The 15,758-nt window shown below is 61.9% G+C and carries 14 protein-coding genes and 1 tRNA gene; 8 read left to right on the forward strand and 7 right to left on the reverse strand.

All coding sequences use genetic code 11. The features are described from left to right. Positions 1 to 69: 69 nt before the first annotated feature. From V5B59_RS14490 to murB, 6 genes are all read left to right on the forward strand, one after another. Positions 70 to 1,284, forward strand: coding sequence for a CaiB/BaiF CoA transferase family protein (locus tag V5B59_RS14490; protein WP_169071605.1), 1,215 nt, complete (start codon positions 70 to 72; stop codon positions 1,282 to 1,284). A gap of 22 nt (positions 1,285 to 1,306) precedes the next feature. Continuing rightward, the gene (locus V5B59_RS14495; RefSeq protein ID WP_034910615.1) at positions 1,307 to 1,633 is read left to right on the forward strand and encodes a thioredoxin family protein; all 327 of its coding nucleotides are present in this window, start codon (positions 1,307 to 1,309) and stop codon (positions 1,631 to 1,633) included. 52 nt (positions 1,634 to 1,685) lie between these two features. Further along, positions 1,686 to 2,231: a ubiquinol-cytochrome c reductase iron-sulfur subunit gene (petA, locus tag V5B59_RS14500; RefSeq protein WP_169071604.1), complete on the forward strand. Its 546-nt coding sequence runs from the start codon at positions 1,686 to 1,688 to the stop codon at positions 2,229 to 2,231. 72 nt (positions 2,232 to 2,303) lie between these two features. Next, entirely contained in the window at positions 2,304 to 2,696 is a 393-nt protein-coding gene (locus tag V5B59_RS14505; RefSeq protein ID WP_169071603.1) for a bacteriohemerythrin, read from the forward strand. 39 nt (positions 2,697 to 2,735) lie between these two features. Further along, positions 2,736 to 6,443, forward strand: a complete 3,708-nt coding sequence (metH, locus tag V5B59_RS14510) for a methionine synthase (protein ID WP_332351982.1) — start codon at positions 2,736 to 2,738, stop codon at positions 6,441 to 6,443. Positions 6,444 to 6,468: 25 nt separating this feature from the next. Then, positions 6,469 to 7,506: a UDP-N-acetylmuramate dehydrogenase gene (gene murB / locus V5B59_RS14515; protein ID WP_211203499.1), complete on the forward strand. Its 1,038-nt coding sequence runs from the start codon at positions 6,469 to 6,471 to the stop codon at positions 7,504 to 7,506. Positions 7,507 to 7,542: 36 nt separating this feature from the next. Here the strand turns inward: murB and V5B59_RS14520 are convergent, their stop codons facing one another. Together V5B59_RS14520 and V5B59_RS14525 are read right to left on the reverse strand one after the other, a co-directional pair. Next, positions 7,543 to 8,412, reverse strand: coding sequence for a pseudouridine synthase (locus tag V5B59_RS14520; RefSeq protein ID WP_332351983.1), 870 nt, complete (start codon positions 8,410 to 8,412; stop codon positions 7,543 to 7,545). Between the two features lie 74 nt (positions 8,413 to 8,486). Then, entirely contained in the window at positions 8,487 to 8,831 is a 345-nt protein-coding gene (locus V5B59_RS14525; RefSeq protein WP_034929377.1) for an FKBP-type peptidyl-prolyl cis-trans isomerase, read from the reverse strand. Between the two features lie 316 nt (positions 8,832 to 9,147). Between V5B59_RS14525 and tcdA the strand changes: the two genes are divergently transcribed. Beyond that, complete coding sequence (gene tcdA, locus V5B59_RS14530; RefSeq protein WP_169071602.1) at positions 9,148 to 9,948, forward strand: tRNA cyclic N6-threonylcarbamoyladenosine(37) synthase TcdA; 801 nt, start codon at positions 9,148 to 9,150, stop codon at positions 9,946 to 9,948. Between the two features lie 42 nt (positions 9,949 to 9,990). On the opposite strand, the gene V5B59_RS14535 is transcribed toward tcdA, so the two are convergent. Continuing rightward, entirely contained in the window at positions 9,991 to 11,781 is a 1,791-nt protein-coding gene (locus V5B59_RS14535) for a GGDEF domain-containing protein (protein ID WP_169071601.1), read from the reverse strand. 142 nt (positions 11,782 to 11,923) lie between these two features. On the opposite strand from V5B59_RS14535, the gene V5B59_RS14540 reads away from it, so the two are divergent. Then, a tRNA-Thr gene (locus tag V5B59_RS14540) sits at positions 11,924 to 11,997 on the forward strand. 203 nt (positions 11,998 to 12,200) lie between these two features. Here the strand turns inward: V5B59_RS14540 and V5B59_RS14545 are convergent. The 4 genes from V5B59_RS14545 to V5B59_RS14560 form a co-directional block, all read right to left on the reverse strand. After that, positions 12,201 to 12,470 carry a hypothetical protein gene (locus V5B59_RS14545; RefSeq protein WP_169071600.1) on the reverse strand — a complete coding sequence of 90 codons (270 nt, stop codon included), beginning with the start codon at positions 12,468 to 12,470 and terminating at the stop codon, positions 12,201 to 12,203. A gap of 331 nt (positions 12,471 to 12,801) precedes the next feature. Further along, entirely contained in the window at positions 12,802 to 13,572 is a 771-nt protein-coding gene (gene istB / locus V5B59_RS14550) for an IS21-like element helper ATPase IstB (protein WP_169071599.1), read from the reverse strand. Continuing rightward, positions 13,569 to 15,149 carry an IS21 family transposase gene (istA, locus tag V5B59_RS14555; RefSeq protein ID WP_169071598.1) on the reverse strand — a complete coding sequence of 527 codons (1,581 nt, stop codon included), beginning with the start codon at positions 15,147 to 15,149 and terminating at the stop codon, positions 13,569 to 13,571. The genes istB and istA overlap by 4 nt, the downstream gene beginning before the upstream one ends. Before the next feature lie 329 nt (positions 15,150 to 15,478). Beyond that, a complete protein-coding gene (locus V5B59_RS14560; RefSeq protein ID WP_169071597.1) occupies positions 15,479 to 15,664 on the reverse strand; it encodes a hypothetical protein in 186 nt (61 codons plus the stop codon). Positions 15,665 to 15,758 lie beyond the last annotated feature (94 nt).

Below are 15,758 nucleotides of genomic sequence, written 5' to 3' on the forward strand. Positions count from 1 at the left end.
CCAGTACTATTACTGCCATACTGACAAGGCCCCCGCAAGGGGGCTTTGTTCTTCCAGGACTGATCCCTCATGAATCCATCGAACAAACCACTCGCCGGTCTGACGGTCATCGAACTCGGCAGCCTGATTGCCGGCCCTTTCGCCGCGCGTATCCTCGCCGAATTCGGCGCCGCAGTGATCAAGATCGAATCGCCCGATGGCGGTGACCCCCTGCGCATGTGGCGCAAACTCTACGAAGGCACATCCCTGTGGTGGTATGTGCAATCGCGCAACAAGAAATCGCTGACGGTGAATCTCAAGCATGCGGCGGGGCGCGAGATTGTCCATAAGCTCGTCGCCGAGGCCGACATCGTCGTCGAGAACTTCCGCCCCGGCGTGCTCGAAAAGCTCGGGCTCGGCTGGGATGCCCTGTCGGCAATCAACCCCGGCCTGGTGATGCTGCGTCTCTCGGGGTTCGGCCAGACTGGCCCGATGGCGCAGCAACCCGGTTTCGGAGCGATTGGCGAATCGATGGGCGGACTGCGTTACGTGACCGGTTTTCCCGATCGGCCACCGGTCAAGACCGGAATCTCGATTGGCGATTCGATTGCCGCACTATGGGGAGTGATCGGCACCTTGATGGCCCTGCGCCACAAGGAGCGGGGCGACACCGATGGCAAAGGCGGGCGTGGGCAGGTGGTCGATGTCGCGCTGTACGAAGCGGTATTCGCGATGATGGAATCGCTGGTGCCCGAGTTCGACGTCTGCGGCTTCGTTCGCGAACGTACCGGCAACATCATGCCCGGCATCACCCCTTCGAACACGCACAGCACCCGCGACGGCAAGCATGTCACGATTGGTGCCAATGGCGACGCGATCTTCAAGCGCCTGATGGAGGCGATCGGTCGCGAAGATCTGGCCAAGGACCCGGAACTCACCGATAACGCCGGTCGTGATGCCCGCCGCAGCGAGCTCTACGCGGCCATCGACACCTGGACGACAGCGCACGACGAATCGGAAGTACTCGCCGTCCTCACCGCTGCCGAAGTCCCGGCCTCGCGCGTCTACTCGGTCGCCGACATCTTCGCCGACCCGCAGTATCTGGCCAGGCAGATGATCGAATCGGCCACCCTGCCCGATGGCAGGCCTTTCAAGATCCCGGGCATCGTACCCAAGCTGTCGGAGACGCCGGGCAGCACCGAATGGTTGGGACCGACGCTCGGCGAACATACCGACGAAACGCTCCTGCGACTCGGCTACTCAACCGCCGAAATCAGCGCCTTGCGCGACGCCGGCAGCATATGAATCACCAGAACAGGAGACCCGCATGAACCGGCGATTTGCCACAGCCGAACCATCGCGTTCGCAGATCGATTCGCTGCCAGGCCCGACGCTCATCGAATTCGGAGCCCCGTGGTGTGGTTACTGTCTCGCAGCGCAGCCCCTGCTTGAAACCGCATTGGCGGCCTACCCGAAGCTGCAGCATGTCAAGATCGAGGATGGTCCGGGACGCCGTCTTGGCCGTTCCTTTCGGGTCAAGCTGTGGCCGACGCTGATTTTCATGGCACAGGGACAGGAAGTGGCACGCTTGGTCAGACCGACGACTGCCGACGAAATCGTCCAGGCGCTGCGCCACTTTCCCAGTCAGTTTTGAAGAGGAGTGGCATCATGCACACCCGATTGCGTGTAGCCTGTTCAACGCTGCCATGAATGACGATCCGATCCGCAGTCCGCAAAGCGGTCGCCGGAAGATGCTGGCAAGCCTCTGTGTCGTCGGTGCGAGCGTCGGTGTCGCCCGTTATCTCGGGGAAAGACCACAGCCTCCGAGCGGCAGCCCGGTTGCTGCAGACTTTTCGGACCTGCCGCCAGGAAAGCTGCGCGTCCTCGATTGGCAGGGTCGCACGCTCTGGATTCTGCGGCGAACGGCCGAAGAGGTGTCAGCGCTGGCCGATCAAGAAAATGAACTCATCGACCCGCATGGCGAGCATTCGCTGCAACCCGAAAACTGCCGCAACCGCCATCGCTCGCTGCACCCCGACGTCTTCGTCGCCATCGGGCAATGCACCCATCAGGGCTGCACGCCGCAATTGCGCCGCGGGTCGGGCGTCCGCGGCCAGTTCCTGTGCCCCTGCCATGCTTCGAAGTTTGATCTGGCCGGACGCGTCTTCCGCAGCGGACCGGCGCCAGCCAACCTGGTCATTCCGGTGTATCGGCTCGACGGCGATCACCGCGTCGTGGTCGGAGAGGCGTAAGCCGCGCTGGCACTGGGACGGCATGCTATGCTGCCGGTCGGTATTTTCAGCGCAACTTTTGAGGAATAGCTCATGTCGCAGGTCGATGATGGACACCTCCCGGGCTTGAACCCGATCATGGACGGCGAGCACCGCGTCCAGCTTGGCCTGATCGATGCCTTGTGCGCTGCCGTCGAGGCACGTGCCGGCAGCGAGGAAATCGGCCAGATCCTGGAAACCCTGCTGGAGTACAGCAAAACACATTTCCTGTCGGAAGAACTGCTGATGCGGCTCGACAGTTATGAGGGCTTCGACGAGCATGTCGAAGACCACGCAGAAATGCTGGACACGCTGGCGGCCATGGTCGACACCTACCGGATAGGCGAAAAGGAACTGATCCCCGGACAGACGCGCAAACTGTTGGCTTTTCTGATCCACCACATCGAAACTCGCGATGCACGCTACGTGAGTGCCCCGCGCATTTGAATCAACGAAAAAACAAGCAAACGAAACAAGGAACCATGCATGCAAGCCGACCGTACTGCCGAACTGACAACCCGCCTCGAACAGCACATCCTGATTCTCGACGGCGCGATGGGAACGATGATTCAGCGCCAGGGTCTGCAGGAGGCGGATTATCGTGGCAGTCGCTTCGCGACGCATGCGCATGATCTCAAGGGCAATAACGACCTGTTACTGCTGACTCGACCAGAGGTCATCCGCGCGATCCATGCCGAGTATCTGGCTGCCGGCGCGGACATCATCGAAACCAACACCTTCAATTCGACCCGCGTCTCGCAGGCCGATTACCATCTCGAAGCCATCGTATATGAGCTGAACGTGGCCGGCGCGCAACTGGCACGGGCGGTGTGCGACGAATTCACCGCCAGGGATCCGGCCAGGCCCCGCTTTGTCGCCGGCGTCATCGGGCCGACCTCGCGCACCGCTTCGATCTCGCCGGACGTCAATGACCCCGGCTACCGCAATACCAGCTTCGACGAACTGGTCGGCACCTACGCCGAAGCCATCCGCGGACTCTGCGATGGCGGTGCCGACCTCCTGCTGGTCGAGACCGTTTTCGACACGCTGAACGCCAAGGCGGCGTTGTTTGCCATCGAACGACACTTCGATGAGACCGGTCGCCGCTGGCCGGTGATGATTTCCGGAACGATCACCGACGCCTCGGGACGGACCCTCTCGGGGCAGACCGCCGAAGCATTCTGGAACTCGCTGAAGCATGTCCGCCCGCTGAGCTTCGGGCTCAACTGCGCCCTCGGTGCCGGCGAGTTGCGCCAGTACGTCGAGGAATTGTCACAGCTCTGCGACTGCTTCGTTTCGGCGCACCCGAACGCCGGCCTGCCGAATGCTTTCGGCGGCTACGACGAAACACCTGCACAACTGGCCGCCGAAATCGCCGACTGGGCAAGGAAAGGTTTCGTCAATATCGTCGGTGGCTGCTGCGGCACCACGCCCGAACATATCGCGGCGATCGCCAGCCGTGTTGCTGGTGTCAAGCCGCGCGCCATCCCGCAGATCGAAAGAAAACTGCGCCTGTCCGGTCTCGAGCCCTTCAACGTCGGCAAAGAGTCGCTGTTCGTCAATGTCGGCGAGCGGACCAACGTCACCGGCTCGCGTGCCTTCGCCCGCATGATTCTCGAAGGCCGCTTCGACGCTGCGCTGGCGGTTGCCCGCCAGCAGGTCGAAAACGGCGCGCAGGTGATCGACATCAACATGGACGAAGCGATGCTCGATTCGCAAGCGGCCATGGATCGCTTCCTCAAGCTGATCGCCAGCGAACCGGACATCGCACGCGTACCGATCATGATCGACTCGTCGAAATGGGAGGTCATCGAGGCGGGTCTCAAGTGCATTCAGGGCAAGGGCATCGTCAACTCGATCTCGATGAAGGAGGGCGAGGCCGAATTCCTGCGCCAGGCCAGGCTGGCGCGCCGTTACGGTGCGGCGGTGGTGGTCATGGCTTTCGATGAGAGCGGACAGGCCGACACCTACACGCGCAAGACCGAAATCTGCGCGCGCGCCTATCAGCTGCTCACCGAACAGGCGGCTTTCCCACCCGAGGACATCATCTTCGACCCGAACATCTTCGCCATCGCCACCGGCATCGAAGAGCACAACCACTACGCCGTCGACTTCATCGAGGCCTGTTCCTGGATTCGCGCGCACCTGCCGGGTGCGCAGATTTCCGGAGGGGTATCCAATGTCTCCTTCTCGTTTCGCGGCAACGATCCGGTCCGCGAAGCGATCCACACCGTCTTCCTCTACCACGCGATCCAGGCCGGACTGTCAATGGGCATCGTCAACGCCGGCATGCTCGGAGTCTATGACGAACTCGACCCGGTGCTGCGCGAGAAGGTCGAGGACGTGGTCCTGAACCGCCGCCCCGATGCCGGCGAGGCGCTGGTCGAATTTGCCCAGACGGTGCGCGAAGGCCAGGCCAGGGACAGCGGCCCCGACCTCGCCTGGCGCGAACTGCCGGTCGAAGAGCGTCTCTCGCATGCCCTGGTCAAGGGAATCACCGATTTCGTCGTCGCCGACACCGAGGAATGCCGCGCCGCGCTGGAAGCTGAAGGCAAGCCACCACTGTCGGTGATCGAAGGTCCATTGATGAATGGCATGAACGTCGTTGGCGACCTCTTTGGCGCCGGCAAGATGTTCCTGCCGCAGGTGGTCAAGTCGGCACGAGTGATGAAACAGGCGGTCGCGCACCTGATTCCCTTCATCGAGGCCGAAAAACTGCGCACCGGTGTCCGCAGCAAGGGCCGGATCGTGATGGCCACGGTCAAGGGCGACGTACACGACATCGGCAAGAACATCGTCGGCGTGGTGCTGAGCTGCAATGGCTACGAGGTCATCGACCTCGGCGTCATGGTCTCCTGCGACAAGATCCTGCACGCTGCCAGGGAGCATGCTGCACAGGCCGTCGGCCTGTCCGGCCTGATCACCCCGTCGCTCGAGGAAATGAGCCATGTCGCGGCCGAGATGGAGCGTCTCGGATTTGCCGCCGTGGTCGATGGTGGCTCGCCGGTACCGCTCCTGATCGGTGGAGCAACGACCAGCCGTGCGCACACGGCGATCAAGATCGCGCCGAACTATTCCGGACCGGTGGTCTATGTCCCCGATGCCTCACGCGCGGTCGGTGTTGTCACCCGCCTCCTTTCGATCGACCATGCTGCTGCTTTTCGGGACGAGATCGTTGCCGACTACGCCAAGGTGCGCGCACAGCACGCCAACAAGAAGGGCATCCCGCTGGTGACGCTGCAAACGGCACGCAGCAAGCGCTTCGTGTGGAACAACGATCCCAGCTATCGACCGGCGGTGCCGAAAAAGCCGGGGCTGCACGTGCTGCGCAATGTCGACCTCGCGATCCTCGCCGATTTCATCGACTGGGGACCTTTTTTTCAGACCTGGGATCTTGCCGGCAGCTACCCGAAGATCCTCGACGATGCCGTGGTCGGCCCGACCGCCCGCGCCGTTTTCAGTGACGCGCAGGCGATGCTGGAAAGAGTCGTCAGCGAGAAGTGGTTGAGTGCCAACGCCGTCTTTGGCCTCTTCCCGGCCAATGCCGTCGGTGACGACATCGAAATCTATGCCGACGAATCACGCAGCGAGAAATTGCTGAGCTGGCACAACCTGCGCCAGCAGCACGAGCGCCCGGCGGGCAAGCCGCACTACTGCCTGAGCGACTATGTGGCCGAGCGCGGCACGCCGGACTGGATCGGCGCCTTTGCCGTCGGCGCGGGTTTCGGCATCGAGGAAAAGCTCGCCGAATTCGCCGCCGCCCACGACGATTACCGTTCGATTCTGCTGAAGGCGATCGCCGACCGCTTGGCCGAAGCCTGTGCCGAATGGTTGCACGCAGAAGTACGGCGCGACTACTGGGGCTACGCCAGTGACGAAATTCTCGACTGCCAAGCGCTGATCCGTGAGGACTATCGCGGTATTCGGCCGGCGCCCGGCTATCCGGCCTGCCCCGATCATACCGCCAAGGGTCCGCTCTTCGAGCTGCTCGATGCACCGCGCAATGCCGGCATGGGTTTGACCGAATCCTTCGCCATGACGCCCGCGGCAGCAGTTTCCGGTTTCTATCTGGCGCACCCGCAGGCGCGTTATTTTGCGGTCAGCAAGATCGCCCATGACCAGCTCGAAGACTGGGCGCAGCGCGCCGGCTTCAGCGTCAGCGAAGCGCAACGCTGGCTGGCACCGCTGCTCTGAGCACAGGCGCCGCAGAACGTCATTCATGAGTGACCGACAACTGCCGGATTTCGTGAAGCGTGACGTCGATCTGGCAAAGCGGACGACGCTGGCCTTGCCCGGCCGGGCCGCGTTCTATGCCGAGATCACCGCTGCCGGTCAACTGGCACGACTCACCGGCAGCAGCGTGCCTCGCCGCTTCGTTCTCGGGGCGGGCAGCAACCTGGTGCTCTCCGGCGACTTTGACGGTCTGCTGCTGCACATGGCGATCGGTGGCCGACAACTGCTCGCCGAAGATGACGACGCCTGGTATGTGCGCGCCGGTGCCGGCGAGAACTGGCATCAACTGGTACGCTGGACCCTAGAGCAGGGCTGGCCGGGACTCGAAAATCTGGCATTGATCCCCGGCACGGTCGGCGCAGCACCGATCCAGAACATCGGTGCCTACGGGCTGGAAATCGCCGATCGCTTCCTGTCGCTCGAAGCCTGCGACATGCAAAGCGGCAAGACGCTGCACATCGATCGCGCAGCCTGTCGCTTTGCCTACCGCGACAGCGTCTTCAAACAACAGGGCTGGCACCTCGACGCTGGTCGGGTGGTCACGCACGTGACTCTCCGCCTGCCGAAAGCCTGGCAGCCACTGACCGGTTACGCCGACCTGGCTGCCGAGCTCGATCAACAACAGATCGCCAACCCGAATGCCCGGCAAATCGCTGCAGCAGTGACCCATGTCCGCCGCCGCAAACTTCCCGATCCGGCGGTTCTGCCCAACGCTGGCAGCTTCTTCCACAACCCACTGGTGGACGCGGCGGCCGGTGAGCGACTGGCCAACCGGTTTCCGGGTCTGCCACGTTACCCGCAGGTCGATGGCCGCGTCAAACTCGCCGCCGGCTGGTTGATCGAACAGAGCGGCTGGAAAGGCCGCAACCTCGGCCCGGTGGGGATGTACGAGAAGCAGGCGCTGGTGCTGGTCAATCGCGGCGGCGCTTCGGGAGCCGAGGTGATCGCTCTGGCGAAGGCCGTGCAGGCCGCTGTGCGCGAGCGTTTTGGCGTTGAACTGACGCCCGAGCCGGTCTTTCTCTGAACGATCGGCAGACCAGATGCGTTCCGTCAGAACCCATCAGAACCTTTCGTCGGGGCGCAGGAAGCGCCATTGACCGAGCGGCAGGTCGCCGAGTCTGACTGCCCCGACGCGCACGCGCTTGAGGCCGGTCACGTGCAGCCCGACCAGCTCGCACATCCGCCGGATCTGTCGTTTGCGCCCCTCATGGAGAACGAAGCGAAGCTGATCGTCGTTGAGCCATGCGACCTGGGCCGGCTTCAGCTTGCGGTCGTCGAGGCTGAGCCCGTGCTGCAGCAGGGCCAGGCCTCCGGCATCGAGATGGCCTTCGACGCGTACCAGATACTCCTTGTCGATCATCGAGTTTTCGCCAATCAACTGGCGTGCCACTCGCCCGTCCTGAGTCAGGATGAGCAGGCCGGTCGAATCAATGTCCAGCCTGCCTGCAGGTGCCAGTCCCTTCAGGCAGGCCGGATGGAAGGCCGGCGTGTCCGGCATGCGATACTGTGTTTCTGGTCGAATCAATGTCACCGCCGGCTTGCAGCCAGGTTCCGGCTGACCCGAGACATAACCTATCGGCTTGTTCAGCAGAATCGTCAGCCGGCTTTGCTGATTCGCCTGCGCTTGCCGGTTGAGGGTGATGACGGCACCTGGAGCCGCGCGCGTCCCGAGTTCGCTGACCTGCCGTCCATCCACGTAAACCCAGCCACGCGCAATGTATTCATCGGCATCGCGGCGCGAACACAGGCCTCGCTCGGCCATCAGCTTGGAGATGCGTACGCCGTCAGGCAGCACCCTACCCGCCGGAACCGGGGCAGCCGTGGAGCGCTTTGCGCCGGCGCTGACCTGGTGCTGCGCTTCGTTCCTGTCCGGCGCGCCGGCGGCAAGGGCTGCCGCCGGTTTTTGCCTGGTCGTGCCGCCGTGTGGCAAGGGGCGGCCGAAGGCTGCCGAAGCGCTTGTCCCTGGTAGCAGACTGGACGTCCTGCGTGGCCTGTCGGCCATCCTCAGGCGATGTCGAGCAGTTCGATCTCGAATACCAGCTTCGCGTTTGGCGGTATCAATTTTCCAGCGCCACGGGCACCGTAAGCGAGATCGGCGGGAATGGTAAGTTTACGGATGCCGCCGACGCTCATCCCCGGCACACCTTCTTCCCAGCCGGCAATGACGTGTTTCCCGTCGAGCGGAAAGCGGAAGGGTTCGTTGCGATCGACGCTCGAATCGAATTTCTTGCCATCGGCCAGCCAGCCCGTGTAATGCACGATGACGTGCTGACCGGCGCTGGCGGTGGGACCGCTGCCAACAATGATCTCTTCGATCTGTAAGCCACTGGGTGTGGTGACAATGGGCATGTAAACTCCTGATCAAAAAAACCGCAAGTTTAGCCCAGCATGGCCTCTTGCGGCGAGTTGAATTCGGACAATTACACCACGATCTGCATGCGCACAAACCGCTGCCGGAACGTGCCTGACTGCCTACCGCGAGGGTTGCCATATTGCCCTGGGCGGCATGCACTTGCACCCCGGCTTTCGGTTACACTCGGCAGTACCATTTGCCGGAAATACGCCCCATGCACAGCCAGACCAGTAACGCCGCTTGCCGACAGCAAGGTACGCGCGAATCGATCGAGCCATGCCAGTGGAGCATCCGGCGAACCCCGGAGACGCAATGAGCGAAACACCTGTCGATCGCTTGCGCCGCTTCGGCGGCATCGCCCGCCTCTATGGTGCGGATGCCTTGCAGCGTTTCGAGAAAGCGCATATCGCGGTCGTCGGCATCGGTGGCGTCGGTTCATGGGCGGCAGAGGGACTGGCGCGTTCGGCGGTCGGCAGGATCACACTGATCGATCTCGACATGATCGTCGAATCCAATGTCAACCGTCAGGTGCACGCACTCGACGGCGAATTCGGCAAGGCCAAGGTTAGTGCCATGGCGCAACGGATCCGAGCCATCAACCCGGACTGCGTGCTCAGAGAAATCGAGGATTTCGTGACGCCGGAGAATGTTGACGCACTGCTTGACGGAGACTTCGATTACCTCATCGATGCCATTGATCAAGTGCGCACCAAGGCAGCGATGATCGCCTGGGCAAAACGCAGTGGTGTGCCGCTGATCACCACCGGCGCTGCCGGCGGCCAGATCGATCCAACGCGCATCCAGATTGCCGATCTTGCGGTCACCATCCAGGATCCGCTGCTCTGCAAAGTACGTTCGCTCCTGCGGAAAGAGTATGGATTTACCCGCGAGGCGAAGAAGAAATTCGGGGTTCCGGCCATATTTTCCAGCGAACCATTATGCTACCCCGAGCGCAGCAACTCCTGCGAGCAGCCACAGACGCTGAGCGGCCTGAGTTGTGCCGGCTTTGGTTCATCGGTTTGCGTGACCGCTCCTTTCGGGCTGCTGGCCGCCGGAGAAGTACTCAAGTATCTGGCTGGCAGACCATCGCCGGTAGCCTGTGAACTAACCTGAGGAGCCTGTTCCACGGCTGAGCACGCTGCCGGCGCTTTCCCATCAGCCGATCATTACCCGGTTTTTTCCTGACTGTTTGGCCATATACATGGCTTCGTCTGCTCGCTTGGTGACCGAAACCTGGGTATCACCGGGCTGCAGGTCAGTCACCCCGGCACTGAAGGTGATCAGTCGGCGGTCGTTGTTATGCAGAAAAATGCGTCGGGTCAGTTCACGCTGCAGGCGGACAATGGCTGTCTGCGCATCCCCGACCGACGTATCCGGCAGTACGATGATGAACTCCTCGCCACCAAAGCGGGCGACCGTGTCCTGCGGACGCATCGTCTCCCGAATCACGGTGGCAAGGTGTATCAGGGCCGCGTCGCCGGCGTCGTGGCCGAGCGAATCGTTGAGTTTCTTGAAGTTGTCAATGTCGAGCAGGGCCACGCAGAGGGTCGACTGGCGACGCTGCGCACGCGCGACTTCCTTCTCGAATGCTTCCTCAAGACCGCGGCGGTTGAGTGCACCGGTCAGCTGGTCATGACGAACCAGTGTGCTGGCGCGGTCGAGCTCCACCTGCAGTTCGCCGATGCGCGCCTCGGCTTCGCTGACGCGCTGTTTCGCGGCGCGCAGCTCGTCACGCGAGCGCTGAGCGTTGAGCTGGATGATGCGCGTCTCACGAATCACTTCGGCGAGCACATCTTCGAGTTGCGTGATGTCCTCGGCCATGCTGATCCGGTGCGCACAATATTCGATCTTGTCGTGATAGTCAGAGGTCGAATCAGCAAATTCTGCCAGATGGTCGACAAACCCGGCCAGCATCTGCTTGAGGCTTTCCCTGGCTTCGTTGAGGCTGCGTTTGAGCTGGCTCTGCTTGTAGATGACCTCCTTGAGCCGGCCCTCGGCATCGCCAATGGAACGGATGTTCAAAGGGCTGGCAACGATGTCGCGGACGATGTCGATCTGCCCCGCCAGCCAGCGGTCTTCAGTGACCAGTTCGCCCACGTTTTCGATCAGCAATTGCAATAGATTGAGCAAGCCCGCACGCAGTTCGGCACGGTCTTCGGCCAGGATCTCCAGACGGAATGCAAAGCGCTTGATGCCAGCCAGCAAGCCTTGCTGCGCGGAAGGGGAAGTGGCGCAGCGAACTTTGTGCGCCAGCATGCGGGCATCGGCCGCCAGCTCCGGTTCATCCACGAGTTGTGTCGTGACCAGATCTTCGAAGGTATACGCGAAAAGATCGCGCAGATCGCTCGACAATTCGCTCGTACGCGTGGCACTGTCTGCGACGATGTCGCCGACGAGCGGCAAACTGGCCTCAGGCATCGCGATGGTTCCGGGATCCACCAGAGGGATGTCCCCGTCTGCCGGTGCACTGCCTGCCCACGACTTCACCAGACCCTGCAGGCGTCCGAACAGCAGCTCACTATTGCCTGCAGCGGCCACCAGCACTCGCTCGATCGCCTCCCGCTTGCGCGCCACGGTCAGTCCTGCTTGCTTGTTTTCCCACTGGCGCAGGAAGTCGCGGAACAAATCACTCCAGGGCAACTCGTGCTCATTGGCAAGTTGCTTGACCAACTCGGCAATACCGTCGCGAAGCTCATCCCAGTTCCTGCCCTTGAGTGCCTGTTCGAATCGCTTCACCAGCTTTTGCTGAACGGCGGTCTCTTTGGGTAGGGCGGTCTGTAGCGCCTGCAGCTCGCGTTTGGGGAAATTTTCTGCGAGATTGCCGGAGGTGCCCGCAATCTCGTTATAGATGTCCCGATAGTTCTCGGGAGAGGGAGAAATGCGCCTGGAAGCCAGCAGACGAAGGGTTTCGCGAGCAATTTCCGAGGGGTTCGAGGGGGATGGCATAGCATTCTACCGAATAATCAGTCAGGGCATTCTAACAGTGGATTGCGACGCAAAGAACAGCTGCTCGTGCCTGACCGAGAAGCTCAAAATGATCCAGCAAGCATCAAGGTCGGCTATAATTCGCACCAGTGACACTCTCTGTGCCCCCGTAGCATGAAGGTCGTGCAGTTGATTTGTAATCATCAGGTCGTGGTTCGATTCCGCGTGGGGGCACCAAAAAATCAAGTAATTAGTGAGTGTCAGCAAGAATGCCAGCGTAAATGCCGGCTTCGTGTAAGCGGTTAGCACCCCGTTGGTCACTTCAAACTCCCCCACTTATGGCCACCCAAACTCCCCCAGGCAGGACCGTAGAAATTGTAATGCAGTCGATGGCGGCGGGCCGGTTTTTTACCCGCCGTTGTTGGTGAATTAGGAGTCCGTTACTGCGTAACGGAAGCGGCGGTGAAGTACTGATCCCACTCGGGTGCATCGATATCGAGGGTGGCGATGATGCGATCATCCACGGCGATGACCAAGCGCTCGACGATCTCGCGTTTCGTTACGCAGTAACGGCGAGCCAATCGTTCGATGGCCAAATCGGTGTGCGTACTGACCCACAGATTGAGGCGGCGTTCGCCGTTGCCGTCCTCGCCGGCATGAGGGCGACGGGCGCGGTAGGCGGCTTGTCTTTGAGCGGCGGTCTTGGCCATATTTGTCTCCGGAGATTGCGTTACGCAGTAACGGGCTTGTGCGCTCGTTACTGCGTAACGCTGGGGTGAGTTCAAGGGGAACGAGTTTGCTGTGGCAGTGCTGATCCTGGCCGGAGGGAGCGAAGCGCTGTCAAGTGGACCGTGGAATAAATGGGCGGCGTTGTTTGCCGCCCGTTTATGCCGCGAAAGCCGCTTGACAGCGCGTAGCGACCCCACGCTCCTGGCGGCTGCCACGTGGCGAACGCGGGGTTTGGGGCCGCGCCCCAAAGCGTGGTGGATGAGCGCAAGAGGTCGCCAAAGCAAGCGCCGGCCGTGGGTTCGAAGCGGCGCATCAGCGATCTGAGGGCTGCTGTGCGAAGCGCGTCGCCGCCTCTTTAAGCCGATAGCTGTGGCCTTCAAACTCGAGCAGATGCGAGCGATGCATCAGCCGGTCGAGAATCGTGCTGGCCATCGTATTGTCGCCCAGGTATTTGCCCCAGTCCTGGACCACCCGGTTGGAGGTCACCACCAGGCTGCGGCGCGCCTTGTAACGCTGATGAACCAACGTTTGCAGCAACTCGCCCGCACTGTCGCTGATGCGCCGGGCCAGGAAGAGATCGTCCAGTACCAGCAGGTCGGCGTCGAGCCAGGGACGCAGTTGCCGCTGCTGATCGGCGCCACTGCACAGCGCGTAGCTGGCAAAGACACTGTCGGCCTCGAGCACCCGCACATCCAGGCCCTGCAGGGTCGCCTGGTAAGCCACCGCCTTGGCGATCCGGCTTTTGCCCGTGCCCGGCTTGCCGATGATCAGCGCGTTCTGGCCTTCGGCGACGAATTTCAGCGTATGCAGCTCGAAGCACGCCTGCCGCGGCAGCTTCGGATTGAAGCGCCAGTCGAAGTCCGTCAAGGTCGCGCGCTCGTCCAGACCCGACTGCTGGTAACGGCGATCCAGCAAACGCGAACGGCGCCGGTCCAGTTCATCCTGCAGAATCATCGAGAAGGTTTCCAGGAAAGGCGCCTGATTCGCTTGTGCTTGCAGCACGCGGGTTTCCAGGGTGGCGCGAATGCCGGACAGGCGAAGGTCGCGCAGCGCACGTTCGATCTCGTTCAGGGTCATGCTCATTTGGAATCCTCCAGGGGAAGTGACAAAGCGGCGCTCTTTTGAGCGCCAAGGGAGAACAGGTCGCCGTAGTCCTCGGCGGCGCGAATCAAACGGTCGTCCTGGGTCAACGCCAGCTCCCCCTGCACCGGGGTATCGATATCGGCCAGAGCTTCGTTGAGCAGGCGCTCGGTGAGCGCCTGGATCTGTGGATAGCTGCGCACGCCGTCGTGCAGGGCCATCGCGCAGGCACGGTCGATCAGCGTGCGGGGGTAACGCTTGGCCAGGCTGACGATGCCCCACAGGCGGCGCTGACCAACGCGCCCCTCTTGCTCAAAGAGGCACTGGCACAACTGCTCGGTGGCCGGGCCGATGGTCTTGGCCTGGGTCAAGATGCGACGCGTTTCCCGCGACGGATTGAAAGGGCGCTCCTCGTCGGGCAAGATCACGCTGCCCGGTTGCGTCGCCCGGGGGTGGGTACGCAGCAAGGCCTGTGACTGGAAATCGCGGATCTCGAGGTGCTGCTCGAACAGGCGGACCAGCACACGGCTGCCGATAGGCGCCGGACGGGCGGCATAGCTGCTGTGCTCGACGCGTACACAGCTGTCGTCGCAGACCGTGCGTAGCGACTCGGTGAAATACGCGAAGCCCTGCAAAGGCAAGGGCTTGAGCAGCGGACGTTCCTCCTGGAACATCGCCTCGACCTGGCGCTTGGCGCTGCCGTGAATGCGTTGCGCTGCCCAGCGCGTCTCCCACTGTTCGAGGAAGGCGTTCTGCTCCTCGATCGAGGCGAAGCGTCGGCCTTTGAGCGCCGTGTTCTGGGTATGCTGAATGGCGTTCTCGACGCTGCCTTTGCGATTCGGATCCCGGACCCGTGCGGGGTCGGCCACGACGCCGTAATGCGCGAGTACGGCCGCGTAGACCGGGTTGAGCTGCGGCTCGTACAAGTCGGGCTTGATGACCCCTTCCTTCAGGTTGTCGAGTACCACGTACTGGCTGCTGCCGCCGAAATACCGCCAGGCCTGCTCGTGCAGTCTGGCCCAGGCTTCCTGGCTGGACTTCCAGACCACCCGCCGAAAGCTACGCCGGGAATAGCGCAGGGTCATGACAAACAGACGCGGCCGGCGATAGCGCTCGGTACCGGGGTGAAGCGTCAGCGCCCCTTCGCCATAGTCGACCTGCGCCTCTTCGCCGGGGGCGAATTCCAGTCGGTCAAACTGGGCCGGCTCGCGTGCGATCAGCGTCCCGGCAAAGCGCTTGACGCTGTTATAGCTGGCGGCAAAGCCGAACTGATCGACCAGGTCCTGGTAGATCGCCGTGAAGTTGCGGCGAAGCGATAACTGCGCTTCGATGAAGGCGCGATGAGGCTCGCAGGCGGAAGTCGATGGCCGGCTCGGCGCCGGTGGTCGGGGTGGGGGAATTTGACCGAGAGGGCCGGTGGCCACCCCGGGGGAATTTGCCTCTTCGCTCGAAAAACGCCGCGCCAGGCAGCGGATCGTCTTGCGATCGATTTCGGTGATGCGGGCAATTTCGTGCTGGCTCTTCCCGGCGGCCAGCAGGGTGAAGACCGTGGTTTGCAGATGTGGCTTCAAGACGTTCACTCCAGACTCCCTTCAATAATCGAAGGGGGAAGATTACGTCCTGCCGGGCGGTACTCCGAAAGCGCCAAAAACGGGGCCTTATTGCTCCGTCACGCGACCTTCAGGGTGGGGGATTTTGAAGTGACCAAAGGTGGGGGAATTTGACCGGCCAACGGGGGTTAGCAAAAAGTCATCCGACAATCAGAGCCAAAGCCGTCCAGGATTTTACCGACATCTGCCTCAAGCATCTCGGCGGTCCGGTTTTTGAAGGTCATCCACTCATGCTTCATTTTGTGCCATAGCAACCGTCGTTCCAACGGGCGGCTCTTTTCCCGTGATGACGTTCCTCATCAGCCAGCCAGCTTTTGTCCTTCGTCCGAGGTGAGCTTCTGCCCAAGTTCTTTGCGCGGCTCCTCAGTCAGTTTCGTTACTTCATAGCTCTTGGGATCGGAACAACCAGAAAGGAGAACCGACGCCAGTAGCATGACCGAAGAAATAATCCTGACGGTACCGAAACCGAAACTTGTACTTCTCATTTGAGGCTTCTCATTGGTGGAAGAAAGGCCGAACGTTCGACGTAACCTGCCGGCGGAGGCCGAAGGCCGGAGTGAACCTGCAAGCGCAGCTTGC

The sequence above is a fragment of the Candidatus Accumulibacter contiguus genome (assembly GCF_036625285.1).
Taxonomy (GTDB): domain Bacteria; phylum Pseudomonadota; class Gammaproteobacteria; order Burkholderiales; family Rhodocyclaceae; genus Accumulibacter; species Accumulibacter contiguus.

Bases quoted from the DNA above. Each gene is read 5' to 3' on its own strand.
- V5B59_RS14545 (WP_169071600.1), bottom strand. From the start codon at position 12,470: ATGGCCAAGACCGCCGCTCAAAGACAAGCCGCCTACCGCGCCCGTCGC.
- murB (WP_211203499.1), top strand. From the start codon at position 6,469: ATGAGTGACCGACAACTGCCGGATTTCGTGAAGCGTGACGTCGATCTG.
- V5B59_RS14490 (WP_169071605.1), top strand. From the start codon at position 70: ATGAATCCATCGAACAAACCACTCGCCGGTCTGACGGTCATCGAACTC.
- V5B59_RS14525 (WP_034929377.1), bottom strand. From the start codon at position 8,831: ATGCCCATTGTCACCACACCCAGTGGCTTACAGATCGAAGAGATCATT.
- V5B59_RS14560 (WP_169071597.1), bottom strand. From the start codon at position 15,664: ATGAGAAGTACAAGTTTCGGTTTCGGTACCGTCAGGATTATTTCTTCG.
- petA (WP_169071604.1), top strand. From the start codon at position 1,686: ATGAATGACGATCCGATCCGCAGTCCGCAAAGCGGTCGCCGGAAGATG.
- V5B59_RS14495 (WP_034910615.1), top strand. From the start codon at position 1,307: ATGAACCGGCGATTTGCCACAGCCGAACCATCGCGTTCGCAGATCGAT.
- tcdA (WP_169071602.1), top strand. From the start codon at position 9,148: ATGAGCGAAACACCTGTCGATCGCTTGCGCCGCTTCGGCGGCATCGCC.
- istB (WP_169071599.1), bottom strand. From the start codon at position 13,572: ATGAGCATGACCCTGAACGAGATCGAACGTGCGCTGCGCGACCTTCGC.
- metH (WP_332351982.1), top strand. From the start codon at position 2,736: ATGCAAGCCGACCGTACTGCCGAACTGACAACCCGCCTCGAACAGCAC.
- V5B59_RS14535 (WP_169071601.1), bottom strand. From the start codon at position 11,781: ATGCCATCCCCCTCGAACCCCTCGGAAATTGCTCGCGAAACCCTTCGT.
- V5B59_RS14505 (WP_169071603.1), top strand. From the start codon at position 2,304: ATGTCGCAGGTCGATGATGGACACCTCCCGGGCTTGAACCCGATCATG.